This is a genomic window from Enterococcus sp. E4-223 (genome assembly GCF_035727065.1).
Lineage (GTDB): Bacteria > Bacillota > Bacilli > Lactobacillales > Enterococcaceae > Enterococcus_B > Enterococcus_B faecium.
The window spans coordinates 512277-536906 of record NZ_JAPMLH010000001.1; the positions used below are offsets into that span (position 1 = coordinate 512277).

The following is a 24630-nucleotide window of genomic DNA, read 5'->3' on the forward strand; positions in this document are numbered from 1 at the left end:
TTTTTATCACATAGATATTTGTATAAACATTTTATGAATGCGCTTGTATTTAATTTAGAAAGTGTTACTATCTATTTAGGCAAATTTTTGCTAATATTTTGTTTTTTCATTTACCATCTGTAGAAATCATTTAATGATTTCTATCTTCTCCTTCCAACTTTTCTGTTGATGCATCATGAATTAACAGTGCATTATCAATCTTTTCCATGTTAAAAGAACTAAGAATCAAGACGTCATCTTGATTCTTAGTTCTTTTATTCCTTCTAGAAAATAATTGTTAGCAATATAGTTTATATTTGTAAATACTAAATCAGTAGCTTCTAGTTGCTTTCCTGCTTAATAGTTCATATTACTCAATGTAAAAAATAATTGATTGTGGACATTGCTCATCCACTTTGTATCCACAACTTTCTTTATAATAGGTATGATAATCACTCTCTACCATATTAATTAACTCTTTTCCCCCGCAAAATTCTTCAATGTCTAAATTAATAAATTCCTCTAAAAGGGAAAGCTTAGAGTCAATCGAAAGCATTTTAGGTAACATAGTCCAAAAGTCATTATCATCGTTTTTACGTAGTGTATAATATGTTTGCTTTTCTAGATTTAATACATAATTATATGCATCATAATCTCCCTTTTTTTCAAAAAAATTTTTCATATTTAAAAATCTACTCACAAATTTTTTCTTGAAACTATTCATTTTCTCACCTCTATTTATTCTTTTTCTTGTCCATAGCATAACTTTTGAATAGAGTAACTAAATTCAAAAGCTATTATAGTATAAAAATACACTTTTTGTTGTTCAAATTTTTCATCTAATTTGTGCAGTAATTTTGAACTCTATATTTTTTAATATTTAATGCTTAAGCAATCATTTATAAAAAAAGACTGGACGATAATTAAAATAACAAAAAAGGCTGTGACACGTCTTTTGTCACAGTCCCTTCTAGCATTATATTACTATTATTTATTCACTGCATCTTCTTAAGAGTAAAACATACTTGATCGTTTGTTTCTTTACTAACAGCCTTCTTTACTTGGTTCCTACGATCCTTAATTTTATCTAAGCTGATTGCTGCTTGTAACCATAAAACTTCGATCAGAACATACATCCTAGTATTGTCGTCTCGCTCATGTTCTGTATAACAAAGAGGATAAATCCAAAGCGATTTCTTTCCAAGAAGCTCTCAGTTAACGACCTCGCCCATCTCTTTTTTACCACGAATATTAAAAAGCTCCTCCTCTTAAACACCGTTTATCATATGAAGTATTTTTTATTTAAATTGATTCACCTATTAGGAAAAAGTAAGGTTAACACACGTAATCACTACCTTATTGAATAACTGAAGCAATATACTTTGCATAAGCTGTACGTCCACTTTCATTCAAATGGGTTTCATCATCATAAAAAAATTCAGGATGATTTTTGCTCTCACTATACCAATCGATCATCGTTATATTAGAATACTGATTTGGCAATGTAGATAATGTGGCATTTATCGTATCTTGCCAGCCAGTTGGTGCTTTTATATTTACCCAGTATACTTTTTTATCTTTCAGCAAAGACATTGTTTGTTCTATAGCTTCATCTGTTATCACACCATTGGTTCCTAACCCGATCACTATTTGTTGGTAAGAAACTAAATCTTTATGCTCCTTTAAGATTTCTGGTAACGCAGTGATTTGTCTTGATTCTTTTGCATCTACCAATGCTTCTTTTTTAAATGTCTCTTTCAGTTCCTGATACGCCCCCAGCATAACAGAATCACCGATAAATAATATTTTCTTCTCTTGTGACAACAGATTTTCTCCTGCATTTGCTTTACTAGAGTTTTCTTTTAATAAACTTTGCAACTGATTTTGGTCAGCGGTCAGTCGATTTTCAGGAGCACGTAATACCAGTACAGAAACTCCGATTATCATTAGTGCCATAGCTGTCCAAATTTTGGGTGATCTCATCTTCTGCACTCCTTTTCTAAAGCAAGTAATCATGAGTAATGTACATAAAAACACAGTGAATAGACCTGCGATATCCAAATATTTCCAATGATGATGTTTGAATAGATTTGTCAGAGCAATCAATACTGGGAAATGCACCAAATAAAGTTCATAACTGATTTTTCCTACAAAAGAAAGTTTTGTACTAGCGATTTTGGTCTTTTTTGCAATGTTCATATCATCGACACTGGCTAACAATAGAGCAAAACAAATACTGATCAGTAGTTCATTTAGTGTATAAGGAAAAATCGGGAACAGAATCAGACAAAGACTAGCTAGTAATAAAAGCCAGATTTTACTAAAAGTGTTTTGTTCAAAGAAACGGCCAATAGTTATTCGATTAAAATACCCCCAAACTCCTAATAAAAATGGAAAAAGTTTAGCTATCGTATGATAATATGCCTTAGTTGAAGGTAAAAACAAACTAAAAAGAATAGAAACAAAAATCAATGTATAGATTAAGTAAAACACTTGTTTTCTTCTCATACGCTTAATGACAATAAACAAAAATGGCCATATCAAATAGAATTGTAGTTCAACTGAAAGCGACCAATAATGTTTAAATAAAGAAGCATTAAAGTAAGAGTCAAAATAAGATACTCCTTGATTCAGCTGCCACCAATTGTTATAGCCAAAAATCAAACTGGGTAGCTCACTACGAATGTTTCCTATCAATCGAATGTTGCTAATCCCTAGTATGAAAATGAATACGACCAAAGAAAACAGTAAAAATGGATAAATACGTTTGATACGCTTATAGTAAAAATGTAAAAAATTGAATTGTCTGTTTTTTTCATCTCTTATCGTATTTTTAGCCATTAAAAAACCAGAAACCACAAAAAAGATCGTTACTCCTTGCAATCCGCCTGGCAGCAAACTATTTGGCAAATGATAAAATATAACTGCTAAAACAGCAATGCCTCTAAAACAATCGATTTCCTTTGAATATATTTTTTTCATGTATCATCAACCTCCTTCTCTTCATGCATGTTTTAATCAAACATATTCTTCCGTATCGATTTTTTCATTTTTCTATTCGTTTCACCTTGTTTTGTAAATTAACAGTTAAAAGTATCTAAAATGTATCTTTGCCCCATCAGTTCTCGTTGATCACAAAAAATATGAACATAAAATATCCGATTAATTATTTGTGCGACAAAAAAAGGTTGCGACACAAGCCATGTCACAACCTTTTTATATTAGGCAAAATAATTTTAATAAAGGTTAATCAAAAATTCCCATAAATTAGTCTTCTGTTTTTAATCCAATGATTTCTTCTGCTAATCCATTGATTACTGGATCTTGCAAATAATTCTTTAATGTCACAATTTTCATGTTAGGATGTGCTTTTCTAGTCCGTTCCTCCAAATCTTGATGTACGATCACCAAATCACTATCTTCTGGTACCTCTTCAATTCGATAATTTTTTATCTCAACATCAGTAATACCTGCTTTTTGCAATTTTTTCTTGAATATTGTTGCGCCCATTGCGCTGCTTCCCATTCCTGCATCACAAGCAAAGGAAATTTTATTCATCTCTTTTTTCTCGGTACATATTTCTCTAGCATTTTCTTCTTTTAATAATTTTCTTCCTTCTGATTTCATCGTTTTCGATTTTTGAACTGATAGTTCAAAATTTCTGTCTTCATCTGTTGATTTATCTGCTTTTAAAATTACTGATGTTACAAAAAAGGAAACCAGTGTTGCTGTGACCACTCCCGCCATGACACCCAAAAAATTTCCTCGAGGCGTTAGAGCTAAATAAGAAAAAATAGAACCTGGACTTGGACCTGCTACCAGGCCCGCATCAAATAATTCAAAAGTGATGATTCCTGTCATTCCACCAGCAATCATAGATAATATAGTGAGTGGTTTCATTAATACATATGGAAAATAAATCTCATGTATTCCGCCGAAAAAATGGATGATGATTGCACCTGGTGCTGTCTGTTTTGCTGCCTTTTTACCAAATAAAGAATAAGCTAACAATAGTCCTAAGCCAGGGCCAGGATTTGATGCTACCATGAAATAAATTGATCTGCCTGCCTCTAATGTTTGTTGCATACCTAATGGATAATAAACACCTTGGTCAATAACATTATTTAAAAATAAGACTTTTGCCGGTTCGTTGATTAAGGACAGTATCGGTAAAAAACCAGTTGAAACTAATGCTTCAATTGCACTCGTTACAAATTGATTAGCTGATTGGATTATTGGTCCAACTACCAGATAAGAAAGGCACATCAGTATGAAACCAATAATTCCTATAGAAAAATTATTGACGACCATTTCAAAACCAGCAGGAACTTTCCCATCTAAAAAATCATCTGTTTTTTTCATCATCCACCCACCAAGTGGCCCCATAATCATTGCTCCCATGAACATTGGTATGTCAGCACCAATAATCAAACCTATTGTTCCGATTGTACCTAAAACAGCTCCACGTGTACCACCAACCATCCGACCACCAGTATAGGCAAGTAGTAACGGCAATAGATAGCTGACTGTCGGACTTACGAGTTCATTCAGAGATTCATTTGGGAACCACCCGGTTGGAATGAATAATGCAGTAACAATTCCCCATGCAATAAATGCGCCTATATTTGGCAATACCATATTTGTTAAGAAACCGCCAATCGCTTGAACTTTAGCTCGCATGGAGACTCGTTTTTTTTGTTTGCTACCTCCATTTTCTTCTCTCCTTTACTTCTTTATCAAATCTAACAATGCTTTTTCTGTCTTCACATCGAATAATTTTTGATACATTTTTTCATCACTCAGCAATTCTCCAAGATTGGCCATTAAGTCTAAATGTCCCTTTGGCGAATCAGAAGAAAAGGTAAAGAAGAATTTTACTGGTTCTTCACTTGGGAACATGACTGGCTTATCTAAACATAAAAAGCTCATCCCGACCCCTTTGCTCCCAAATTCTGGACGCGCATGAGGCATTGCTACTAGTGGCAGTAATATAATATAATTTCCGTTATCCAACACATTTTGTATCATCGCTTGTACATAGCTTTCCTCTATTATTCCCTTTCCTATCAAAGGACGCGCACTTACTCGGATTGCCTCTTGCCATGAATCGATCGCATCCATAAACATTGTATTTCCTGACAATTGTTCTTTTAGCATATTCTCCTCCTCTAAATCTGGGACTCATAAGCAGCGACAACTTCATTCAGCAGCTTACCTTCCAAACGAGAAATCTTTTTAATCGTTGCTTTCAACCCATCATTTACAATCATTCGACGTAGTTGTTCAGCTTCTGGATCAGCAAGATTCCGATAATGATATCCCGCAGCAATTACTTTTATTCCTGCATCGTAAGGTAAATGATATGAATCTAGTTTTACTATGGGAGCAATTAAACGATCATTAGGGCCTAATTTTCGAATAGGGGAACTTCCTACACGAGTAATTTCATCGGAGAGTTTCTGATTCCCATGACGGTTTAATGTTCTTTCCACAAAAGATGTTAATTCTTCTCTAGAAAAATGATATTTTTGTACAAAGTACTCTATATTCTCCATTAAAAATTGCTTGACTAGATTGAAAATCTCCATATTTTGGATTGCTTCTTGAATCGTCTTATATCCTTTCAGTGCGCCTAAATAAGCTACTGCCGCATGGGCAGCATTAACGATATAAAGCTTTCGCTCAATGTAAGGCTCCATATCATCAACCAAATTTACATTTTTCAGATCAAAAGATGTAGTTGGATCTAACTGCTGTCGATCCATTATCCATTCATAATAAGGTTCGACAACAGAGATCATTTTTCCTCCAAGAACTTTTCCTAAAGATTGTCGATCGATTGCCGTATTCACAAAATATGCATATTCATCAAAATTCTCTTGTTCTTTTTCTGACAGCAAAGAATAAATTTCTTTTTTCAACACATCACTTGCATTTATCACATTTTCATTAGCTACGATATTGATGCTATGCTTTTGTTCAAATCGCTTACTTAAGGCTTGCGCAATGATCGGTGCAATTTTTACTAAATTTATTGCGCCAACAGATGTTGTTAAGATATCTGCATTTTTTGTTGCTGTAATCACCTCTTCTAGCTCGGATAAACTATTCAGTGCCACAACATGATCAATGAAATCACTCCTGTTCATTTCATCAATAATTTCGATAGTATAACCCTTATCTTGATTTAATTGATGGATCAATTCAGGATTCGTATCAATAAAACATAGATCGAATCCATTCTGATGTAGAATTTGTCCAATAAGCCCTCTGCCGATGTTCCCTGCTCCAAAATGTACCGCTTTCATTTTTCACCTACTCTAAGTTAGCATGGTATTGCCACAACTTTGACATATCAATTGCTTTTTCTTCTATCATCACTAAAGCAATACTATCTCCTAACAAAAGAACACTTTGTTCAAACAGGCTAGTCATTGGCTGTATAGAAGAAATTTCCTCTGGTAACGCTAATTTTGTTTGTACGGGTATACGAATAAAAAGATCTGAATATTCTTTCATTGTGCTGTCTGGGTTTGATCCTATATGGGCAACTTGGGACCCAAATTCCTTTGCTTTTTTTGCAATAGTTAGTGGGAAAGCACTTTCCCCACTACCAGAACCAACAATCAATAAATCTTTATCTGTAATTGCCGGTTCAGTGATTTGTCCTACGACTACTGTCTGAATTCCTAGATGCCCTAAGCGTTTTGCCATTCCTTCTAGCGCTAACAGTACTCTGCCAACCCCCACGAAAAAAACTCGTTCCGCTTTTTCAATTTTCTTTATCAATTGTTCCACATCTTTTGAAGAAATACGGTCTAATGTTTCAGTAATTTCTCTTACAATATTTTGTTTCGCCGCCTTATAACTCAACTATTTCCCCTCCATTTCTATTATTCAGGACCACTACATCTATTGATTTTTCCTAACTGATTGCTTCATCGCTTGATAAAGTAGTTTTTGATTTTCTGCTAATGTATTTCCTTTAAGAAACAAACTTGTACTTCCTAATACCAGATTTGTTGCGCCTGCATCTAATAATCCCGGGATCGTTTCTAACGATACCCGTCCATCCACTTGGATATCTACTGCTAACTCTTTCTCATTTACTAACTGGCAAAGATCTGTAATTTTTTTTAGCGCGTAAGAAATTTGTTTTTCTGACTTGTTTGTTGCAAAACCTGGATTAATCAGCATCAAACAAATCCTATCAATCTCGGGTAAAATATATTGTAATACATTTAACGGAGTTGCTGGATTCAAAGCTATCCCTACTTTTGTTCCAGAATTCTTGATGAGCTGGATATATCGATCAATATGGAGGCTTGTTTCATAATGAAAACTAATGCTCTCTACGCCAATTTTCAACATTTCTCCAATAAAAAATTCGTTATCCTTAGCCATGATGTGTACATCAAAATTCATTGAAGTGATTTCTCTAATTCTTTTGATTGTTTCGATCCCTAAAGGCATACTGGGACTAAAAGAACCGTCAATCACGTCAATATGCAAGGAATCCATCCCAATACTTTCTAGTTCTTGGATGCTTCCTTCCAAATTTGCTAGATCCCCACACATAAGTGAAGGCGACAAAATAATTTTTTTCCCCATACATTCCCTCCTTTAATTACTCCCTCATTGTAACCGCTTAACAAATACTAGTCAACATAAAACTGCATAATAATATTTTGTTTTTGCTTGTTTATGCCGTTTTAGTGTATTAAAAATGGAAATTATTGACATAAAAACGCATAAATGACATGATAAACAAGAATAAATAAGAAGGAGCACGCAACATGTTGAAATTAGAACGTCATCAAAAAATTCTAGATTTATTAAACGCAGAACAAAAAGTTATCGCTAGTGATTTAAGTCAACGTTTCAATGTATCCGAAGACACGATTCGACGAGATTTGAAAGATTTGGATAGCCAAGGTCTCTTAAAAAGAGTACACAGCGGCGCTTTACGTGTTGGTCCGCCAATTACCAATTTTAACTACCGAGAAACTGTAGCTAGCGAACAAAAAACTGCATTAGCTCATAAAGCCCTCCCTTTTTTAAAAGAAGAATCTGTCATCATCATTGATGGAAGTACAACTAACTTGGCTTTAGCAAAAGAAATCCCACAAGATTTTCGTGCAACAATCATTACCAATAGCCCGCCGATTGCCATAGCATTAGCACAGCATCCTAATTTGGAAATTATCAATATTGGCGGTACTTTTTATAAACAATCTATGATCAATATTGGGGTACAAGCTTATAAGCAACTACAAAACATTCGAGCCGACCTTTATATTATGGGTATTTATAACATAGATCTAGATGTTGGAACGAGCGTGCCAACTATGCAAGAATCCGACATTAAACGTGAGATGATACGTATTTCTACTGAAGTACTTGGGATGATAACTAATGATAAATTCGGCACCATCAGTAATCATATCGTCGGTCCAATTGAAGACCTTACCTATCTTATTTCAGAAGAAATTCCTGAAAAGGTTCGTAAAGAATACAATAAACAAAAAATCGTTTTGATTGATTAAGCGAAAACTATTGCTAACTACTAAAGCAACAGATATAAAAAATCTAAAAAAGAAACACGCAATAAAGTTTTGAAATAAACTTTATTGCGTGTTTCTTTTTTTGTTTATTATCACTTGACTAGCACCACGTATAACATACTATAGCAATCATCATCCCACTTCTTTGTCTTTTGAAATACTACGTTATTTCTTTTTATTAACAAAAAACAATAGCACTAAACAGACCAAAATAGTTATGACTCTCAACGCGGGAGTAAACAGCAATGCTATCATTAAATTAGCAAGTTCACTGACGATTGAGGAATTTGATTCGTATAATACAAATAAAGGTTCTGCAAATAAATTCACATGTCTATAAACAAATTCTGTAAATAAATATACGGTTAAGCCTAAACCAATTATGGTGATATTTTTTTTAGATTTTGACATTTTTTCTCTCCTATAATAATTTTTTTCAGTTATTCATTTCCTTTTTTATAAAAAATGTAGATTGTTTTGAAGTAATAATATGCTGTAGTTTCAAGAAAATTTACAGGAAATTTGATAACTGATATTATTTACTTTTTGACCACCATATACATGACTTTTATTTTTGTTTCTTTTTTAGAATCAAATGTGATTAAATAGAAAATTTTACAATAATATGCACATATAAATAATAAGATGATATAATCAACAAAGAAAATGTGAATTTTTTCACTATATTTTATCACATGAAAATTCATTAAGAAAGTAGGAATCGAAGTATTATGCACACACCAGAAGAAATTATGGAACTCAGTATTCATCTTGGAACAAAAAAAATACATAAGCCTATCTTAGCTAAACTGATTTTAGGTTTTATCGGAGGAGCCATGATTTCTCTAGGTTATTTGGCATACGTACGAGTCTCTGCTTCTATCCCAGAATCTATGGCTAGCTTGACTAGTTTAGTTGGTGCCTCGGTTTTTCCTATCGGCCTGCTGGTCATCCTTCTTGGCGGTGGTGAATTGATCACCGGAAATATGATGGCTGTGGCGATTGCCTTTATGGATAAAAAAGTCACATTCTCACAGCTGGTTAAGAATTGGTCAGTGATTACTTTTGCAAATATTATTGGTGCAATTTTCGTTGCCTATTTCTTTGGACACTTTGTTGGTTTAACTCATTCAGGTGTCTATCTCGACCAAGTGATTCATATTGCTGATCATAAAATCGCTGTTTCTTGGTGGCAAGCATTAGGCTCCGGAATAGGTTGTAATTGGTTTGTCGGTTTAGCGTTATGGTTATCATATGGAGCAAAAGATGCGGCCGGCAAAGTACTAACGATTTGGTTTCCAGTCATGATTTTTGTGGCAATCGGTTTCCAGCATAGTGTGGCCAACTGTTTTGTGATACCTGCTGCCATATTTGAAGGTCAAGCGACTTGGTTAGAATTTCTCTCGAATTTTATCCCCGTTTATATTGGAAATATCATCGGCGGAGCTATTTTTGTTTCAGGTTTTTATTACGTTAGTTATAAGCATCATTAAGATTGAAGGTAATGTTCATTCGAGCATTACCTTCAATCTCTTTATATACTATTTATATTTTAAGAACAATAGCCTTTTATTATATATATTATTCAAATTAGTTATATCGAGTGAAAAAAACTTTCAAATTGATTCTTTTTATTTATCATAAAGATATAGATACATAATCATTTTCACTTACATATATTTGAATATTAACTAAAAACAGCAAGAAAGAAGAGGATCAAATGTATTATGTAGAAGTAAAAACAAAAGGCGTCAAAAACAAACAATATGTGAAAGGTATCAGTAACGAATATCCTTTACTTGGTTCATGGAAAGAAGCTGCTCCTTTTTCCAAACCATGTGCCATAAAAATAAAGAACGAGCTAGAAAAAGAACTGACTTGTGGCAAAGCTGTTGTAGATATCATCGAAAAGTAAATCCAATGTATAGAAAGGAAGATCACACATGAAAAGCGACGTACAAATTGCTAAGATTATAGAATTAGAAGAAGAAGACGCAGTGTTGACAATTGAAAAAAAATAAATGTTTGTATACCATATGATTATTTCAATATGTATCCTGGAATTGGAGATCTCGTAGAGCTATATCAAGATGAATCAAATATACTTGTCATTCATCATGAAATATAGAGACTTATAAAATTGTTTATTTTTATAATGTATCAGTATAGAAAGGAAATAAAACATGGATTATACTGTTGAATTTGACAGTGAACTACTTAAGCAATTTCCACAAGAAGAACATTTCATGTATAAAGAAGCAATTTCCCACAAAGTGACAGAGTATTTGGAGCATAATTTTTTTCGTATAAAGCCAGTGCGTACTCGTTCGGCAAAAGGAATATACGAGATGAAAGTCAAAATTAATAAAAAAAATTATCGCATAGCATTTGCTTTAAAAAAAAATCATGTGTTCATTTTTTATATTAGTTCGAATTTGCAAAAAATTGTATTTGATAAAGAGGTGAGTAAAAAAATAAAATAGCTGAGCATTGGAGGATAGATTGAGTGATACTAAGTCTATCCTCTTGTTTTTCTAAAGAACTAAGCTAGAGTTTTTTCTTTTGTACGTTATTATATGTTATTTGTCATTACCAAAAAGCACCTTTTTCCTTCTAGTATCTATGACATAAGAAATACCACCCATTTCCTTTACTTGAACAAATCCTACTGATTCATAAAAGTTTTTTGTTTTCTCAGTATCATCTGTCAATAATTCGATTTGGACTGGTCCATAACTAGTGATCTTCTCCAAAGCTTCATTCAAAAGCACTTTGCCTATTCCTTGGCGCTGATATCTCGGATGAATGAGGATATCTTGAATAAATGCGATCGTCGCAAAATCAGTGATCCAACGAACGATTCCGATAATCTTCCCTTCCCCATTACGCTTTATCAGAGATTCAGATTGTTCAAATGCTCTAGCTAACCTTGCAGTGTCTTTTGTGTAATTCGTCCAACCAACGCTCTTATATAATTCAGAAATCTCATCGATCATAAGGGAATCAATATTCATTTTTTTCTTCCTTTCTTATACAATTCTCCCTCTAATAATACAATTCTTTGACTATTTAATCTATCACATATAACTCTCCTGTAAAGATTCTCTCGATTCCTTAAAATTCCTCTTTCCTTTTAGAATGCATCCTTTTTGATAAATAAAAAAGGTTGTGATAAATTTTCTTCACAACCTCTGTTTCTCTCTATCAAGTGTTATCTTTTAATTTTCTACCCTTACCCTAGCATCTCTATTGCCCGTAGTATGCATACTTTCCATGTTTGCGAAAATAATGTTTATCTAGTAAATATTGCGGGATTTCACATATATTGGGGTTGATCAGCTCGTTTTCTTTGGCCATCAGACAAATTTCATCTAAGATCAAACTGTTTTCTACTGCTTTCATAGGTGAATCCCCCCATGTGAACGGTCCATGTCCATAGACAAGTACTCCAGGGACTTCGTTTGGATCTAATTTTCTTTCCTTAAACGTCTCGACAATCACATTCCCTGTATGAACTTCGTAAGCTTCTCTTACTTCTTCTTTCGTTAATTGGCGTGTACAAGGAACCTTACCATAAAAAGCATCAGCATGAGTCGTGCCATAAGCTGGCAAATCGCGTCCTGCTTGCGCCCACATGACGGAGTGCGTGGAATGAGTATGAGTAATAGCAGTTATATCTTCAAAAGTTTGATACAAAACAACATGTGTGGGGAGATCTGAAGATGGTTTTAAGCTATCTTCTTCTATTATATTTCCCGACAAATCTGTTACCACCATTTGATCTGCTTGCATGCATTCATATCTGACACCGCTTGGCTTAATGACGATGACTCCTAGCTCACGGTCCACTTCACTCACATTGCCCCAAGTCAATTTGACTAATCCGTATCGCGGCAATGCCAGATTTGCTTCAAGGACACGTTGCTTCATTGCTGCAATTTTTTCTTCACAAGACATCATAGCCAGCCTCCTTCAATTTAGAACTTAAGTAGTCTTTTGCCTGCTGGATTTCTCTTCGAAAGTCTTGGCTTGTTTCACTCCACATTTCAATCAGAAATGTTCCATCATAATCTAGACGTTTCAAATGTCTTAATAATCCAAGAAAATCAACACAACCGCTACCAAAAGGAACATCACGAAACTGGCCTGAATATTCTTTTGTTACAGGGTAAGTATCTTTTAAATGGATAGCAGTGATATAATCGATCCCTTTCTCAAGTTCTCGAGCTGGATTATTTTCCGGCCATGCGGACAAATTGCCTAGGTCTGGATATACTTGTAGAAAAGGGGAATGAATCTGTTCTTTGATTTCTAAAAATTTTGAAATGGAGTTCATAAATGGATCATCCATGATTTCCACGGAAAGAATGATGCCATATTTAGAAGCTTCCTTTACACTTTCTTTTATTCCTTCGATAAAGTCTTCTCTGGAATTCATTGATTTTTCTTCATAATAAACATCATATCCAGCGATTTGGATCACTTTAATACTTAAATTATGTGCCAATCGAATTGCTTTTTTCATTAGTTGTTTCGCTGCTTTTTTCTTTTCTGGGTCAGCAGAACCAAATGGAAATCTCCGATGCGCACTTAGACAAATCGAATGAATACGTACACCGGAGCTGAACATCTCTTCTCTCAGCTCAGCTATCTTTTCTTCAGACCAATCTAATCGTGCTAACCGCTCATCCGTCTCATCAATCGACATCTCGATAAAATCGAAGTCCATTTCTTTTACAAGGGAAAAACGTTCTTTCCATGAAATATCTTTGGGTAATGCTTTTTCATAAATCCCAATTTGAGCCATTTCCTTACCCCCAGATACGAATGATCTCATCTTTGAAGTTTTGTGCGGCCTTCATCGGATCATTTGCTGCTGTAATACCACGACCAGTGATAAAGGTATACACATCGATCCCTTCAAATAAGTGTAATGTGTGTGGATTTAATCCACCAGTTACAGAAACATTAAAGCCTAGTTCAATCAGTTTTTTGATCTTCGATAAATCTTTTTCACCCCAAGTTTCACCAGATAACAGCGCATCACGGCTTTGATGGTAGATTACCTGCCGGATACCGATGTTATGCCAATCCATGGCTTGTTCAAAAGTCCAATTGCCGTAGAGTTCTACTTGCAATTCACCTATTTCTTTTTGTGCTGCCTCCATAGTTGGAATCGTTGCACAACAAATGACTGTCATCCAGTCTGCTCCTGCTTTTGCAACATTACTCGCCACTGTTCCTCCAGCGTCTGCACATTTCGTATCAGCGACTATTTTTTTATCTGGGAACATACTGCGAATACAGCGAATCGCTTTTTGTCCTTCCTGTAAGCAAAGAATTGTGCCCACTTCAATAATATCTACTAAATCACCAACTTTCATAACATCTCCTAATGCATGTTCTAAGTCATTGTGATCTAACGCAATTTGCAAATTCGGCCTGCTCATCTTAGTTCCTTCCTTTACTTGTTTTTTTGGTACCACTTTGTTTCAGCAAATTTTTCACTGATTTCTTTGGCTGACATCACATTTTTGATACCGATAACTGTAACTCCTTTTTTCTCTGCCTGAGTAAACATATTCAAAAAATTGACTGGCGTAAAAACTACATCGTATTGGCCAGCTGAACTTTTTCCCTCTGAAATGGCACAATGATGGATTTTGGTAATTGGTACGTTTAGTTCTTTCATTGCTTTTTCCACACTTCTCATCATCATCAAGCTTGTTCCTGATCCATTTGCACACGATACTAAAATTCTCATCTTAATCCCTCCATTATGAGTGTTGTCTAATCAGATTTTCTTTTATACTCTCTGCTTTTCTGCATATGTGTCATAGTCTTCTACAATCAAAAAATAACCCTCAGGATTTTTCCGATATTGTAACTGCGGAATAGCCAATAAACCAATGACAACTACGGCAATTCCAGCATAACCTAGGACTTTCATGATTACTGTAAACAATGGCCAAGCTGTTGCCCAGTCGAACATCCCGATATAACCACCATATGTTGACATCCCAATCCATGTAGCGAATAATGCTGAACCGCCTACTTGTATGATTCCTGAAAGAAACGGGAACAGGCAAGCGGCTTTGAATCCACCTCGGTTATTGGCATAAACTGCTATAACGGCATTATCAAAGAACAACGGAATGAAACCGGCTATGACGATCGTTGGTGATTTCAATAAAATCAGTAAACCAATCATCAAAAACTGTCCCAAAGCACCAAACAAGAACCCAATCGTTACCGCATTTGGCGAACCAAAGCCAAAAGTAGCAGCTACGTCAATTCCTGGAACAGCTCCTGGTAAAATCGTGTTTGAGATTCCTTGGAAAGATTGAGTTAGTTCATCGACGAATGTCCGAACACCTAATTGCAAGATCGCCAGATATACCGCAAAATTTAAAGAAGTCGTCATAATGTAGAATAAGAAACTCTGCCCTTCTTGCATGAATTGCGCTTGAATCAAATAATCTTTGCCTAGTACAATCAGAATGATCCCAAAGAAAAATAGCATGAGTAACGAAGTAGCAACCATATTCTCATTGAAAATCGACAAGAATCCTGGTAATTTGATATCTTCGATTTTTTTGTCTTGCTTGATTGATCTATTTTTCTTTTTATCCCGCTTTTTCATCCACTCAGCTAATTTTGCAAATATAAAGATTCCGAACATTTGCTGATGTGCCACTGCAAATCCGGCACCTTCTGTCAATTCCTGCGTGATTCCTACTGTTAAGTTAGAAGCTACTGCCCAATAACAACCTAAAATCAGTCCCATAAAAATCAATACTTGTATCCTACCTAGATCAGGAAAGCAAAACAGTAAAATCCAAAAAGCGGTAGCTGCTTGTTGAACCTGAACGTTTCCGGTAGTGAAAACGGAACGCAGTTTCGTATATTTCTGAAAACGGACTAATAAGATATTTAAAACAAATGCAATCAGTAATAAAATCATCACATCTCCAAAGGTACGGCCAAATGTCTCCATTAATCCAGCATCCACAGCATTTTGTCCAAAATAAGGATCTGTAACCATGGCATCCAAATTGAACCGTTCCTTTAGTCCAACCAAGATTGGCCGAAAATTATTGACCAAACCACCAGAGCCAACAGTCAAAATAAAGTAACCGACCGTTGCCTTTAAGAATCCAGCGATGCATTCATGAAGCGGGCGTTTCAGCAAAATATAGCCTAATAACACGATAAAACCAATCAGGTATGCTGGCTGCGTCAAGATATTTGTTGCAAAATACGTCCAAATGCTTAACAAAAATTCCCCCATCTTTTTTCTCCTCTATCAATTAATTATATTCTGCCATCACAACTTGGTAATCATCGATGGAGTTCGTAGAGATGAGACGCTCAACCAATCCATCTGTCATTAATAATTCGGATAATTTTTGGATATTTTCTAGATGTTCTTCTGGATCTTTTGCTGCGAGTGTAAAAAACAAACTAGCCGTTTTCTCCTCATTCTCCCCTTCACTTTCAAAACGGATTGGCTGTTTCAACTTGGTAAATGAAATAGCTGTTCCAAAAACACCATCACTTTTTTCTGAAGAATGCGGCATTGCTACTTGAGGTGCGATCACAATATAAGGACCGTATTTTTCTACACAATGGATGATCTCCTCCACATACGTTTCATCAATAATTTCCTTATCGATCAATACAAGACAGCTTTCGGCGATAGCTTCACGCCAATCCGTGATTTCTTTATCTGGGTAATGAATCAATTGATGGTCAAAAAAGTATTTCAGCAAGAAACTCCCCTTCTTTCTTATAAAAACGACGGAAACGGTGTATCATTTTCAATCGAGAAGACATCTTCAAATCCTCGATAAAAATTAAACTCAAGATCATCTTTGTTTGTCGGATAGATGAATTTCCCGCCTACTTGCCAGATATAAGGTTTAAATCCATACTTCAGGCGATCCTTTTTGAATTTCCAAATTTCAGTGATCTCTTTTGGATCAGCCATAAAATTAGACCAAATATCGTAGTGGACAGGAATCACTACTTTTGCATTCAATGACTCCGCCATGCGCAGCATATCAACAGAAGTAACTTTGTCTGTTATCCCTCGTGGGTTTTCACCATAGGCCCCTAAACAGACATCGATTTTGTGTTCATTACCATGTTTGGCAAATAAATTGGAGTAATGTGAATCTCCTGCATGATAAAGATTCCCTCCTGATGTTTCGAATAAATAGTTTACTGCAATTTGATCCATCTCCTGAGGCATTTTTCCTTTTAATACCTCTTCTGGATCTTCACAAGTGACCAACGCTGTCCGATCAAACGCTTCTAAAGCTACTACATTGATGTCTTTGATTTTGACTGCATCACCTGGCTTTACTGTAATCGTTTTTTCTTCAGGAATTCCCCATTTTTGCCACGTGCGAACCACTTCTTTTGGCCCAATGAATGTTGCTTCAGGACAATTTTGATGAACTGCTGCGGCTGTATGGATATCTAGATGATCGGAATGGATATGTGTAACGATTAAAGCGTCTACATTTTTTATCGCAAAAGGATCGATTACGAAAGGCTGAGTACGTAAATTAGGCTGCATATTTTGAACGCCACTCATACGCATCATCTGATGGCCTTTTTTCATCATGCCATTCCCATGACTACGTTTTCCCGTCCCACACCATAGATCACATAAAATATTCGTTCCTTCATGACTTTTCAGCCAAATTCCCGTACAGCCCAGCCACCACATAGCAAAAGTTCCAGGATCCACTACTTCTGTTTCGATTTCTTCATTCAAGTATGTGCCCCACTCAGGAAATGTTTCTACTAACCACTTTTCTTTTGTTACTTCATTGACAGTTTTACTCATTTGCTTGCTCCCCCCATATCGTTGTTCCAACTTACAAGTAAATATTAATGTGTATCAGCATCCATGAAAACCCTTTTATATGACCGTTTGTTTTTTATATGATTTTCTTTCAGTAATCAATGATTGTTTCAGTATAATAAAGACAGATATGAATGTTTAAATGAACAACTAGTCAAATAAATCCATGGATCAAGATGTCCCTCAGGAGGCAAAAGTCATGAAAAACTCACTTGTCAATATTGAAAAACGTCAAAAAGAAATTTTGGAACTGCTTCAGCAGACTGAACAACTATCAACTTTCGAATTAGCTGAATCCCTTGATGTATCTATTAGTACGATACGAAGAGATTTAAATTTATTAGAAGAAAAAAACGAGATCATACGCAATTACGGTTATTGTTCTTATAATTACAAAAACCAGACTGATTTTGATCAATCTGGTCCTGAAAGGATTAAACAAGCGATTGCCAGAGAAGCTAGTAAATACATTAACGATTATGATACGCTGTTTATCAATTCTAGCTCGACTGCGTTGAAAACACTGGATTTTCTTCAATCTAACCATTTGACAGTCATTACAAACAACGTGAAAATCAATTACTCTCCGCACAAAGATAATTGTAGTTATATTTTAACTGGTGGAGAGATGCGCTTTCCAAAAGAAGCACTAGTGGGCGACATCGCATTAAATACGATTTCTTCAGTCAATGCAGACATTTGTATCATTGGCTGTAGCGGAGTCGATGTAGTACATGGGGTCACAACAAAGATATTAAATGAATCAACGATCAACGAAATGATGGTCAACAAGACAATCAAATGTAAGATTTTAGTCGCTGATCATCGAAAAATCGGACTGACATCAAAGTTCAAGATTGCTGATATTTCAGTCTTTGATTATTTGATCACTGATAAATTTTGTTCTGAAAAAGTATTAGAGGAGATCAGAAATACGGGGATAAAAACCATTCAAGTAGATTCATTTTAAGAACCAGGACGTAAATATGTAAATAGGATTATCAAAAAAATGAATAACAAATTTATCGATAAATGAAAAACACGCTACGCTCAAATTGATAAAGGAATCCCAAGATGTATCCATCCAATCGATACCATCATAATCTATTGCTTCTTTTATAACCGTTATATGTTGCCTAAATAGGAATCAAACAATATCGAAAAAAGGAGGTATGACAAAAGTCACACCTCCTTTTTTCGAATAAACGGTATTCAAATCAGAACACTGATTTCACAACCACTTTATTTCAGGTCGTTTTCAATCACCTTTACCGCGTAATCATTTCCGTTGAAACGCGCTATTTTTTTTGCGTCCATATATCTTTCTAAATAATCATCTTCTCCTAATTGCTTATGGCAAGAAGCAATTTCATAAAGCAAGTATTCCAATGCATAAGTCGATTTATGTTTCTTATTATACTCAATACCCTTCTCACATAATTGGATTGCTTTATCATAATCCTCGATTTTACGGTAATAGGTGGCGATATCATAATATACAATGCAGACCATCAGATTATCAAAATCAGTCTCACTCAATATTTTAAGTGTACGCTCCACATAAACTTTCGCAAAATCTAATTCTCCTTTTGACAAGTAGATCATTGCCACGTTTGCAGCTGCTTGTAAGTGATGGATATCTGTTTCGGTCGTTTGTTCCAACACTTGATTAAAATAAAATAATGCTGCATCTGTTTTTTTCGCATAAAGATGATCAAGCAGTCCTTGATAAAATAAAATTTGATTTAAAAGATCAGAATTACTTACTTTTTCCTGATCGATCGTTTGTAAAATTTTATAAGATTCTTGGTATTTTGATACAGAATTCAATGATTGAATCTCATTTATTTTTTTCCTGATTTTGTCTTCTTCTGTTTCTACTAATATATCGGAGATCTCGACATTCAGCTTTTTGCAAAGCGCACTTAAGATATTGATGCCTGGCGACATATTCTTGTTTTCGATATTGCTGACAGTTGCTTGTTCACAAATGCCTTCTGCTAATTGTACTTGTGTTAACCCCTTTTTCTTTCGGTATTCTTTTAGTAATGCTCCATCTACTTTAATCAAAACAATTTCCTTCCCTTTAAAAAATTATTTCTCCTTTATATCATACACAAAAAAAAGTTCTAAACAACCAAAAATGTTTAGAACAGAATAAAAATTTTAATTTTAAAATAATATTCAAATTAAACAACTGGCGTATCTGCTCCTTGATTTCTTTTTGTGTTATCTGAATAATTATCGTTTACAGTTATAACACATAGTGAAAATTGTCATGGCGAGAAAGTCTAAGAATATTTTTAAACATAACTATTTCTTTCTTACGTGTGTATAATGACGACAGCACACCTATCAATTAATATAATTATTTTATTTTTTTATGTTCTCATGTTTATTTTTAATGACACAACTTCTCGTATTTATCTGGCACAACATATAAATCGATCAAAAAATTGTTGCGTGTTTTTTTGAAAATTGGAGTTTCAACTTGATTACAAAATTTAAATTTAGAAGTTGTGAAAACAGCGAGAGACAGTTTAATATTCAAAATATACATAGGCTACTCGAACGCTGTGTTTTTTAGTATACTAGTAAGAAACGAAGGGATAGACTCATTCCAATAAGGAGGATTTCATGAAGACAATTCTTTTTGCTCCTGCAGTATTCAATTTAGCTGAGACAACACGAATGATTGAGGTTGCCAAAGCTATGAAAGACCGTTATTACTGTGTATTCTTTGGCTTTTCTAAAACTTTTGCTCCTTTGATCACAGAAAGTGGCTTTGAGTATCATTTACTAGCGCCGATCCTTACGAAAAAACAAGAAGAACAAATCATAAAATTTGACCAGTTGCGTACACTTAAAAACCCTTTTACCAAAGAAATGGTTGCCTCTCGTATCACTAGTGAACAGAGTCTGATTGCTAAGTTTGAGCCTCGACTGATTGTGACAGGTTCGAATGTGACAATTTTTTTATCGGCCCGCAGTAAAAAGATTCCTTTAGTATATGTTAAACCCTATGCTTTGAGTGAACCTTTTTTTCAATCAGAGCATGCGCTGATGCCCCACGAGTTACGTTTCTTCGGCCCTTTAAGCAATCCCCTTTGGCACTGGACAAAAAAGCGTATAGTAAATACCCGATGGATCCCCAATGCCTTCAAACACGCTGCACAAAAAGAAATGCTTCCTTTACCAAAAACAAGTTTACAAATGATGGATGCTGATCTAAATCTCATCACAACGCCTAAACTATTTTTGGAAGAAGAACAGCTGCCGGAAAATTATCGAATCGTTGGTCCAATTTTTGCTAAGCTCAGTACTTCCTTGCCTGAAGAAGTGCTAACTTTTATACAGCGAAAGCAACAAGAAAGAAAACGTATTATCTATTTCGCAATGGGTAGTTCAGGCAATCCGCGTATGTTACGCAAAATTTTGTTCTTCTTACAAAAACAACCGGATCTAGCGGTTATTGCACCTATTGACTATCTGCTTGATGACATTCAATCTGACTCAGAAGATCTTTTAATAACAAAATATCTGTCTAGTCATCTTTTGCATGAATTCATTGATTTTTCTTTTATCCACGGCGGGGAAGGGACCGTCCAAACTGCCTGTGAATCCGGCAAACCGTTTATCGGTGTGGGGATGCAATTTGAGCAAAGCTGTAATATTGACTATTGTGTAAAATACGGAAACGCAATCGCCCTCACAAAACCAGTGACTGAAAGAAAACTGCAGATTGCTCTGCGCGAAGTTTCTTCACCCAAGATTCGTCAGCAGGCACGCACGCTGCAAGCCGTTTTTCCAATAAATGGTCCACAACAAGCAATTCAAGAAATCGAAACCTTCCTGAGCAACCACCAAATATAGTTTCAAGTAGAAAAAGCTTTTTTAATAGAGACTCATCAGTAATTTCGCTATTCGAGACCCAGACAGTGAAAATACAAAAAAAGTAAATAGTGGATTGAAAAGTTAGAGTTACTTAAATTACGGTGTCTAAAAAACACAAAAACATCCTTAAAATAAAAGATCTGACGCTATCCAAATGAGCATAGGTAGCGTCTGCCATTTATTCTTAGTCAAATTCTTTGACACCTTTCTCTGGTTGGATCATCTCAACGTTTCTTCAAAAGAAAGACCATAATAATTAGGCAAATACATTTTCTTAAAATGTGTCATATAGATCTAGAAGCATCGCTTTGTAGAGATTTGTGCTGCTAGTCCCCTCAACAATTACTAAATCAAATGTAGGATTTACCACTTTATCTTTGATAATCAACCTCCCTCTTCTGTTGAGACAATGATCTCGCAATCCGATGCATACTCCTATATAAACTGCCAGCAATCCCCACATGCTGAGTAGATCATGTCAGAATGTTCTATGTCGTCAGCAACGATACACTAAAAGTCACGTTCACCATGACTGATTGCTATTCCCAGCGCAATTATTTCTATACACGTTTCATGATTTGAATAAACACTCTCATCATACATATTACCATTCATACACCATACTGCAGCCCCTACTATATGGTTGTAAGCTCCCAAATCTATATTTGACTTGATCACTTTGGTAGTAGATCGACTAATTCTAAATCCATTGCTGATAAAATTTTCATTTTTGCCTCCTTCTTTCTGCCAAAACAGTTAAAACAATAATAATCTTTATGTAAAAAAGGGCTGTGACAAAAGCCTTGTCACAGTCCCATATTCCGAATAAACGGTGGTCAAAAGCTTGCATCTGCGGTAATAAGTTCAACCAAACGAAAAATAAGCCAACATTTCACAAAAATTTAAGAAGCAATTTTCGTAAATTTCTTCTTATTTCTTGAAGCTAACCACTTCTGTCACAACCACTTTTAGAACATTTAAAGCTTCGATGTGACAAACCATCTATGCTGCTCGATCATAAAATTGATAGCAAAAATTCCACAAAGTACATATGTCCCCCATGAAAACAAAACATTCATATGCGGTACAATGATCTTTGGAAGAATCACGATCAAAAATGATGCCAGTGCCCAAATCCATCGATTGATTTGAATATGATATGTAGCTAGCATATTCAATATAAGGTGACTAGCCGTTAATAAAAAGATAAAAACAAAAAATAAAATCAGCCAATACATTGTTTCCCACCTTCTAAAAACCAAACTTAGACAGTTTGGACTTCGTTTTCTCCACGACTTTGTTCATCTGACAGCATCTTTTTATCATAAGCTTTTACAAATGGATAATAGATAATAAATGCTATCAATGTGTTGATCATGATCAAGATAACAACACGCCAGTCATTTCCTGCTGAAAGATAACCGCCGATTGGAGCTGGTAATGTCCATGTTGGCAAAACAGTAAATCTATTGACCATTTCTAATTTGACTGCAAAATAACTGATAATAGTCAAAACTAAAGGAACTAAGTTGAACGGGATGAACATGTAAGGATTCAACATCATAGGAGCTCCAAAAATCATGGGCTCATTGATATTGAAGATACCAGGAATAATAGAAAAACGACCAACCTCTTTCAAGAATTTTGATTTACAGAAGAATATAAACAAAACAGATACCACGATCGTCGCTCCTGCACCACCAATTGTTACCGTCCATTGATAAAACTGTTCAGGAGCGATATAGGGTAATTGGGTGGCAGCTGTACCATCTGCCAATGCCTTTGCATTCTCATCCAACATGATCAGCCACATTGGACGAACAACAGCCCCTACAATACTCATGCCATGGATACCAAATGACCACAACAAATGGATCAAAAACATTGGTAGTAAAACACCAAGCAAATTATTCCCTAAAATATTGGTTAAAGGCTCGAATAACGATAATAAGGCAGCGTTTACATCAAAGCCCGCGACGCTTCGAATCAGCCAAGTAATTGTTAAAATGACTGCACCTGGAATCAATGCCTCAAAACTACGGGCAACAGCAGGTGGCACTTGTTCTGGCATTTTGATAGTAATATTTCGATTTTTAAAGAAACGATATACTTCCACTGCAAAAATCATAGATAAGATCCCCGCAAACATCCCAGATGCTCCCAAAGAACTCATAGGTAAGACCCAGCCAAGAGGTGCCTCTTCAGGAGTTAAAACGTTTACAGGAACTTGTAACATAAAGAACGTTCCTAAAGATAATATACCACCTGTCACACTATCTAATCCATATGATTTAGCTAGATCCGAACCCATAACAAAAGTTGCATAAATAGCCATCAATCCCATCGTCATCCTAAAGGGTAAAACAATCGTTGCCGAATAAGGGGCAATAAATTCATTCCATCCAGGAAACGGTAAATTGATAAAGACCATAAAAAATGTCCCAATCAAAATCAATGACAATGTTGAAACAACCCCATTACGAATTGCTAATAAATGACGCTGTGTACCAATTTTTGCCATTGGTGGGACAAGTTTCTCTTCGACCCATTTCATCAGCTTTTCCATTAAAACCACTCCTTTTCAATAAAATATGAACCATTCATTGCATGACAACGCAAAGAATGTTCATAACTAATTATATAATTAAGAAATTTTATTTCAATATATTCTCTTAAATAATCAAATTTATTTTTAAGAATCCTGAAAATAAGTTTTCTAAATCATAGGAGCAACAAAAAAATTCGATAATTAACAAAAATCAAAATGATTAAATCTAGTGATTGAAACATATCATTTCAAAAAAATTTTGTAAATTCACCCATAAATATCACCCTATTTAACTTTTTTCATCGTACACTAAAATTCAAAACAACTATCTTTAATCTTTACTTCTTGGTTTTGTTTTAATAAATTTCCTTCAAAAATGCCTGGAGAAACTACAATGATCACCGTATCTTTTTGTGCTTGCTCCAACTTCTTCAAATCTATAATAGCTAACAGTGTCCCTTCTTTTACCTCCTGGTTACTTTCAACCCGTATCTGAAACGGACTTCCTTCGAGTTCAACCGTATCTAAACCCATATAGATCAGTATTTTTCTGCCAGATTCACTTTCGATCGTTATGGCATGTCGGGTAGGAAATATATTATCGATTATTCCTTTAACTGGCGCATGGATATATCCATCATGATTCGTTATAGCGTATCCAACTCCTATCATTTTTGAAGAAAAGACCTCGTCTTTTACTGCTGTTAATGGAATAATTTGACCACTAGCTACAGCTTTTAGAATGTTTCTTGTTTTAAAGAAATGCACTT

General features: G+C 35.0%; 26 protein-coding genes. 6 read left to right on the forward strand and 20 right to left on the reverse strand.

Annotated elements, in window-relative coordinates; genetic code table 11:
• Window positions 1-349: 349 nt before the first annotated feature.
• The 7 genes from OS139_RS02515 to OS139_RS02545 all read right to left on the reverse strand — a co-directional run bounded on the left by OS139_RS02515 (window position 350) and on the right by OS139_RS02545 (window position 7590).
• On the reverse strand, window positions 350-703 hold the full coding sequence (locus OS139_RS02515; RefSeq protein ID WP_002307007.1) for a DUF7006 family protein: 354 nt from the start codon (window positions 701-703) through the stop codon (window positions 350-352).
• Window positions 704-1335: 632 nt separating this feature from the next.
• A complete protein-coding gene (locus OS139_RS02520; protein ID WP_002307008.1) occupies window positions 1336-2961 on the reverse strand; it encodes an acyltransferase family protein in 1626 nt (541 codons plus the stop codon).
• Window positions 2962-3246: 285 nt separating this feature from the next.
• The gene (locus OS139_RS02525) at window positions 3247-4659 is read right to left on the reverse strand and encodes a PTS mannitol transporter subunit IICB (protein WP_002307009.1); all 1413 of its coding nucleotides are present in this window, start codon (window positions 4657-4659) and stop codon (window positions 3247-3249) included.
• Between the two features lie 45 nt (window positions 4660-4704).
• Complete coding sequence (locus tag OS139_RS02530; protein ID WP_002307011.1) at window positions 4705-5136, reverse strand: PTS sugar transporter subunit IIA; 432 nt, start codon at window positions 5134-5136, stop codon at window positions 4705-4707.
• 11 nt (window positions 5137-5147) lie between these two features.
• Window positions 5148-6287 carry a mannitol-1-phosphate 5-dehydrogenase gene (locus tag OS139_RS02535; RefSeq protein ID WP_325066782.1) on the reverse strand — a complete coding sequence of 380 codons (1140 nt, stop codon included), beginning with the start codon at window positions 6285-6287 and terminating at the stop codon, window positions 5148-5150.
• A gap of 7 nt (window positions 6288-6294) precedes the next feature.
• Complete coding sequence (hxlB, locus tag OS139_RS02540) at window positions 6295-6852, reverse strand: 6-phospho-3-hexuloisomerase (protein WP_002307014.1); 558 nt, start codon at window positions 6850-6852, stop codon at window positions 6295-6297.
• 39 nt (window positions 6853-6891) lie between these two features.
• Window positions 6892-7590 carry a ribulose-phosphate 3-epimerase gene (locus OS139_RS02545; protein WP_325066783.1) on the reverse strand — a complete coding sequence of 233 codons (699 nt, stop codon included), beginning with the start codon at window positions 7588-7590 and terminating at the stop codon, window positions 6892-6894.
• A gap of 185 nt (window positions 7591-7775) precedes the next feature.
• Between OS139_RS02545 and OS139_RS02550 the strand changes: the two genes are divergently transcribed.
• Window positions 7776-8525 carry a DeoR/GlpR family DNA-binding transcription regulator gene (locus OS139_RS02550; protein WP_002307017.1) on the forward strand — a complete coding sequence of 250 codons (750 nt, stop codon included), beginning with the start codon at window positions 7776-7778 and terminating at the stop codon, window positions 8523-8525.
• A 183-nt stretch (window positions 8526-8708) separates the two neighbouring features.
• Here OS139_RS02550 and OS139_RS02555 read toward each other — a convergent pair whose 3' ends face one another.
• Window positions 8709-8954, reverse strand: coding sequence for a hypothetical protein (locus tag OS139_RS02555; RefSeq protein ID WP_002307018.1), 246 nt, complete (start codon window positions 8952-8954; stop codon window positions 8709-8711).
• Between the two features lie 320 nt (window positions 8955-9274).
• Here OS139_RS02555 and OS139_RS02560 point away from each other — a divergent pair, with 320 nt between their 5' ends.
• The 3 genes from OS139_RS02560 (at window position 9275) to OS139_RS02570 (ending at window position 11026) form a co-directional block, all read left to right on the forward strand.
• Window positions 9275-10036, forward strand: a complete 762-nt coding sequence (locus OS139_RS02560) for a formate/nitrite transporter family protein (protein ID WP_002295324.1) — start codon at window positions 9275-9277, stop codon at window positions 10034-10036.
• A gap of 227 nt (window positions 10037-10263) precedes the next feature.
• Entirely contained in the window at window positions 10264-10458 is a 195-nt protein-coding gene (locus OS139_RS02565) for a hypothetical protein (RefSeq protein WP_002289063.1), read from the forward strand.
• A gap of 268 nt (window positions 10459-10726) precedes the next feature.
• Window positions 10727-11026 (forward strand): hypothetical protein, encoded by a 300-nt coding sequence (locus tag OS139_RS02570; protein ID WP_002289065.1) that lies wholly within the window; start codon window positions 10727-10729, stop codon window positions 11024-11026.
• A gap of 96 nt (window positions 11027-11122) precedes the next feature.
• Here the strand turns inward: OS139_RS02570 and OS139_RS02575 are convergent, their stop codons facing one another.
• From OS139_RS02575 to ulaG, 8 genes are all read right to left on the reverse strand, one after another.
• Window positions 11123-11557 carry a GNAT family N-acetyltransferase gene (locus tag OS139_RS02575; protein WP_002331899.1) on the reverse strand — a complete coding sequence of 145 codons (435 nt, stop codon included), beginning with the start codon at window positions 11555-11557 and terminating at the stop codon, window positions 11123-11125.
• Window positions 11558-11789: 232 nt separating this feature from the next.
• Window positions 11790-12500, reverse strand: coding sequence for an L-ribulose-5-phosphate 4-epimerase (locus OS139_RS02580; RefSeq protein WP_002295327.1), 711 nt, complete (start codon window positions 12498-12500; stop codon window positions 11790-11792).
• Window positions 12490-13350 (reverse strand): L-ribulose-5-phosphate 3-epimerase, encoded by an 861-nt coding sequence (locus tag OS139_RS02585; RefSeq protein WP_002331900.1) that lies wholly within the window; start codon window positions 13348-13350, stop codon window positions 12490-12492. Before OS139_RS02585 ends, OS139_RS02580 begins: the two co-directional genes overlap by 11 nt.
• 4 nt (window positions 13351-13354) lie before the next feature.
• On the reverse strand, window positions 13355-13993 hold the full coding sequence (locus OS139_RS02590) for a 3-keto-L-gulonate-6-phosphate decarboxylase UlaD (RefSeq protein WP_002331901.1): 639 nt from the start codon (window positions 13991-13993) through the stop codon (window positions 13355-13357).
• Between the two features lie 14 nt (window positions 13994-14007).
• Window positions 14008-14307 carry a PTS sugar transporter subunit IIB gene (locus OS139_RS02595; protein WP_002299656.1) on the reverse strand — a complete coding sequence of 100 codons (300 nt, stop codon included), beginning with the start codon at window positions 14305-14307 and terminating at the stop codon, window positions 14008-14010.
• Between the two features lie 42 nt (window positions 14308-14349).
• Window positions 14350-15834 (reverse strand): PTS ascorbate transporter subunit IIC, encoded by a 1485-nt coding sequence (locus OS139_RS02600; protein WP_002331902.1) that lies wholly within the window; start codon window positions 15832-15834, stop codon window positions 14350-14352.
• Window positions 15835-15853: 19 nt separating this feature from the next.
• Window positions 15854-16315 carry a PTS sugar transporter subunit IIA gene (locus tag OS139_RS02605; protein ID WP_002295331.1) on the reverse strand — a complete coding sequence of 154 codons (462 nt, stop codon included), beginning with the start codon at window positions 16313-16315 and terminating at the stop codon, window positions 15854-15856.
• A 17-nt stretch (window positions 16316-16332) separates the two neighbouring features.
• Window positions 16333-17400 (reverse strand): L-ascorbate 6-phosphate lactonase, encoded by a 1068-nt coding sequence (gene ulaG / locus OS139_RS02610; protein WP_002288825.1) that lies wholly within the window; start codon window positions 17398-17400, stop codon window positions 16333-16335.
• 217 nt (window positions 17401-17617) lie between these two features.
• Here ulaG and OS139_RS02615 point away from each other — a divergent pair, with 217 nt between their 5' ends.
• Window positions 17618-18388: a DeoR/GlpR family DNA-binding transcription regulator gene (locus tag OS139_RS02615; RefSeq protein ID WP_002288823.1), complete on the forward strand. Its 771-nt coding sequence runs from the start codon at window positions 17618-17620 to the stop codon at window positions 18386-18388.
• Between the two features lie 272 nt (window positions 18389-18660).
• Here the strand turns inward: OS139_RS02615 and OS139_RS02620 are convergent, their stop codons facing one another.
• Complete coding sequence (locus OS139_RS02620) at window positions 18661-19488, reverse strand: helix-turn-helix domain-containing protein (protein ID WP_002331903.1); 828 nt, start codon at window positions 19486-19488, stop codon at window positions 18661-18663.
• Window positions 19489-20055: 567 nt separating this feature from the next.
• On the opposite strand from OS139_RS02620, the gene OS139_RS02625 reads away from it, so the two are divergent.
• On the forward strand, window positions 20056-21291 hold the full coding sequence (locus tag OS139_RS02625) for a glycosyltransferase (protein WP_002331904.1): 1236 nt from the start codon (window positions 20056-20058) through the stop codon (window positions 21289-21291).
• Between the two features lie 998 nt (window positions 21292-22289).
• Here OS139_RS02625 and OS139_RS02630 read toward each other — a convergent pair.
• The 3 genes from OS139_RS02630 to OS139_RS02640 all read right to left on the reverse strand — a co-directional run bounded on the left by OS139_RS02630 (window position 22290) and on the right by OS139_RS02640 (window position 24628).
• Window positions 22290-22550, reverse strand: coding sequence for a diacylglycerol kinase (locus OS139_RS02630; protein WP_002295336.1), 261 nt, complete (start codon window positions 22548-22550; stop codon window positions 22290-22292).
• 26 nt (window positions 22551-22576) lie between these two features.
• A complete protein-coding gene (locus OS139_RS02635) occupies window positions 22577-23878 on the reverse strand; it encodes a PTS sugar transporter subunit IIC (protein ID WP_002318967.1) in 1302 nt (433 codons plus the stop codon).
• Window positions 23879-24169: 291 nt separating this feature from the next.
• Window positions 24170-24628, reverse strand: coding sequence for a PTS glucose transporter subunit IIA (locus OS139_RS02640; RefSeq protein WP_002331905.1), 459 nt, complete (start codon window positions 24626-24628; stop codon window positions 24170-24172).
• Between the last annotated feature and the right edge of the window lie 2 nt (window positions 24629-24630).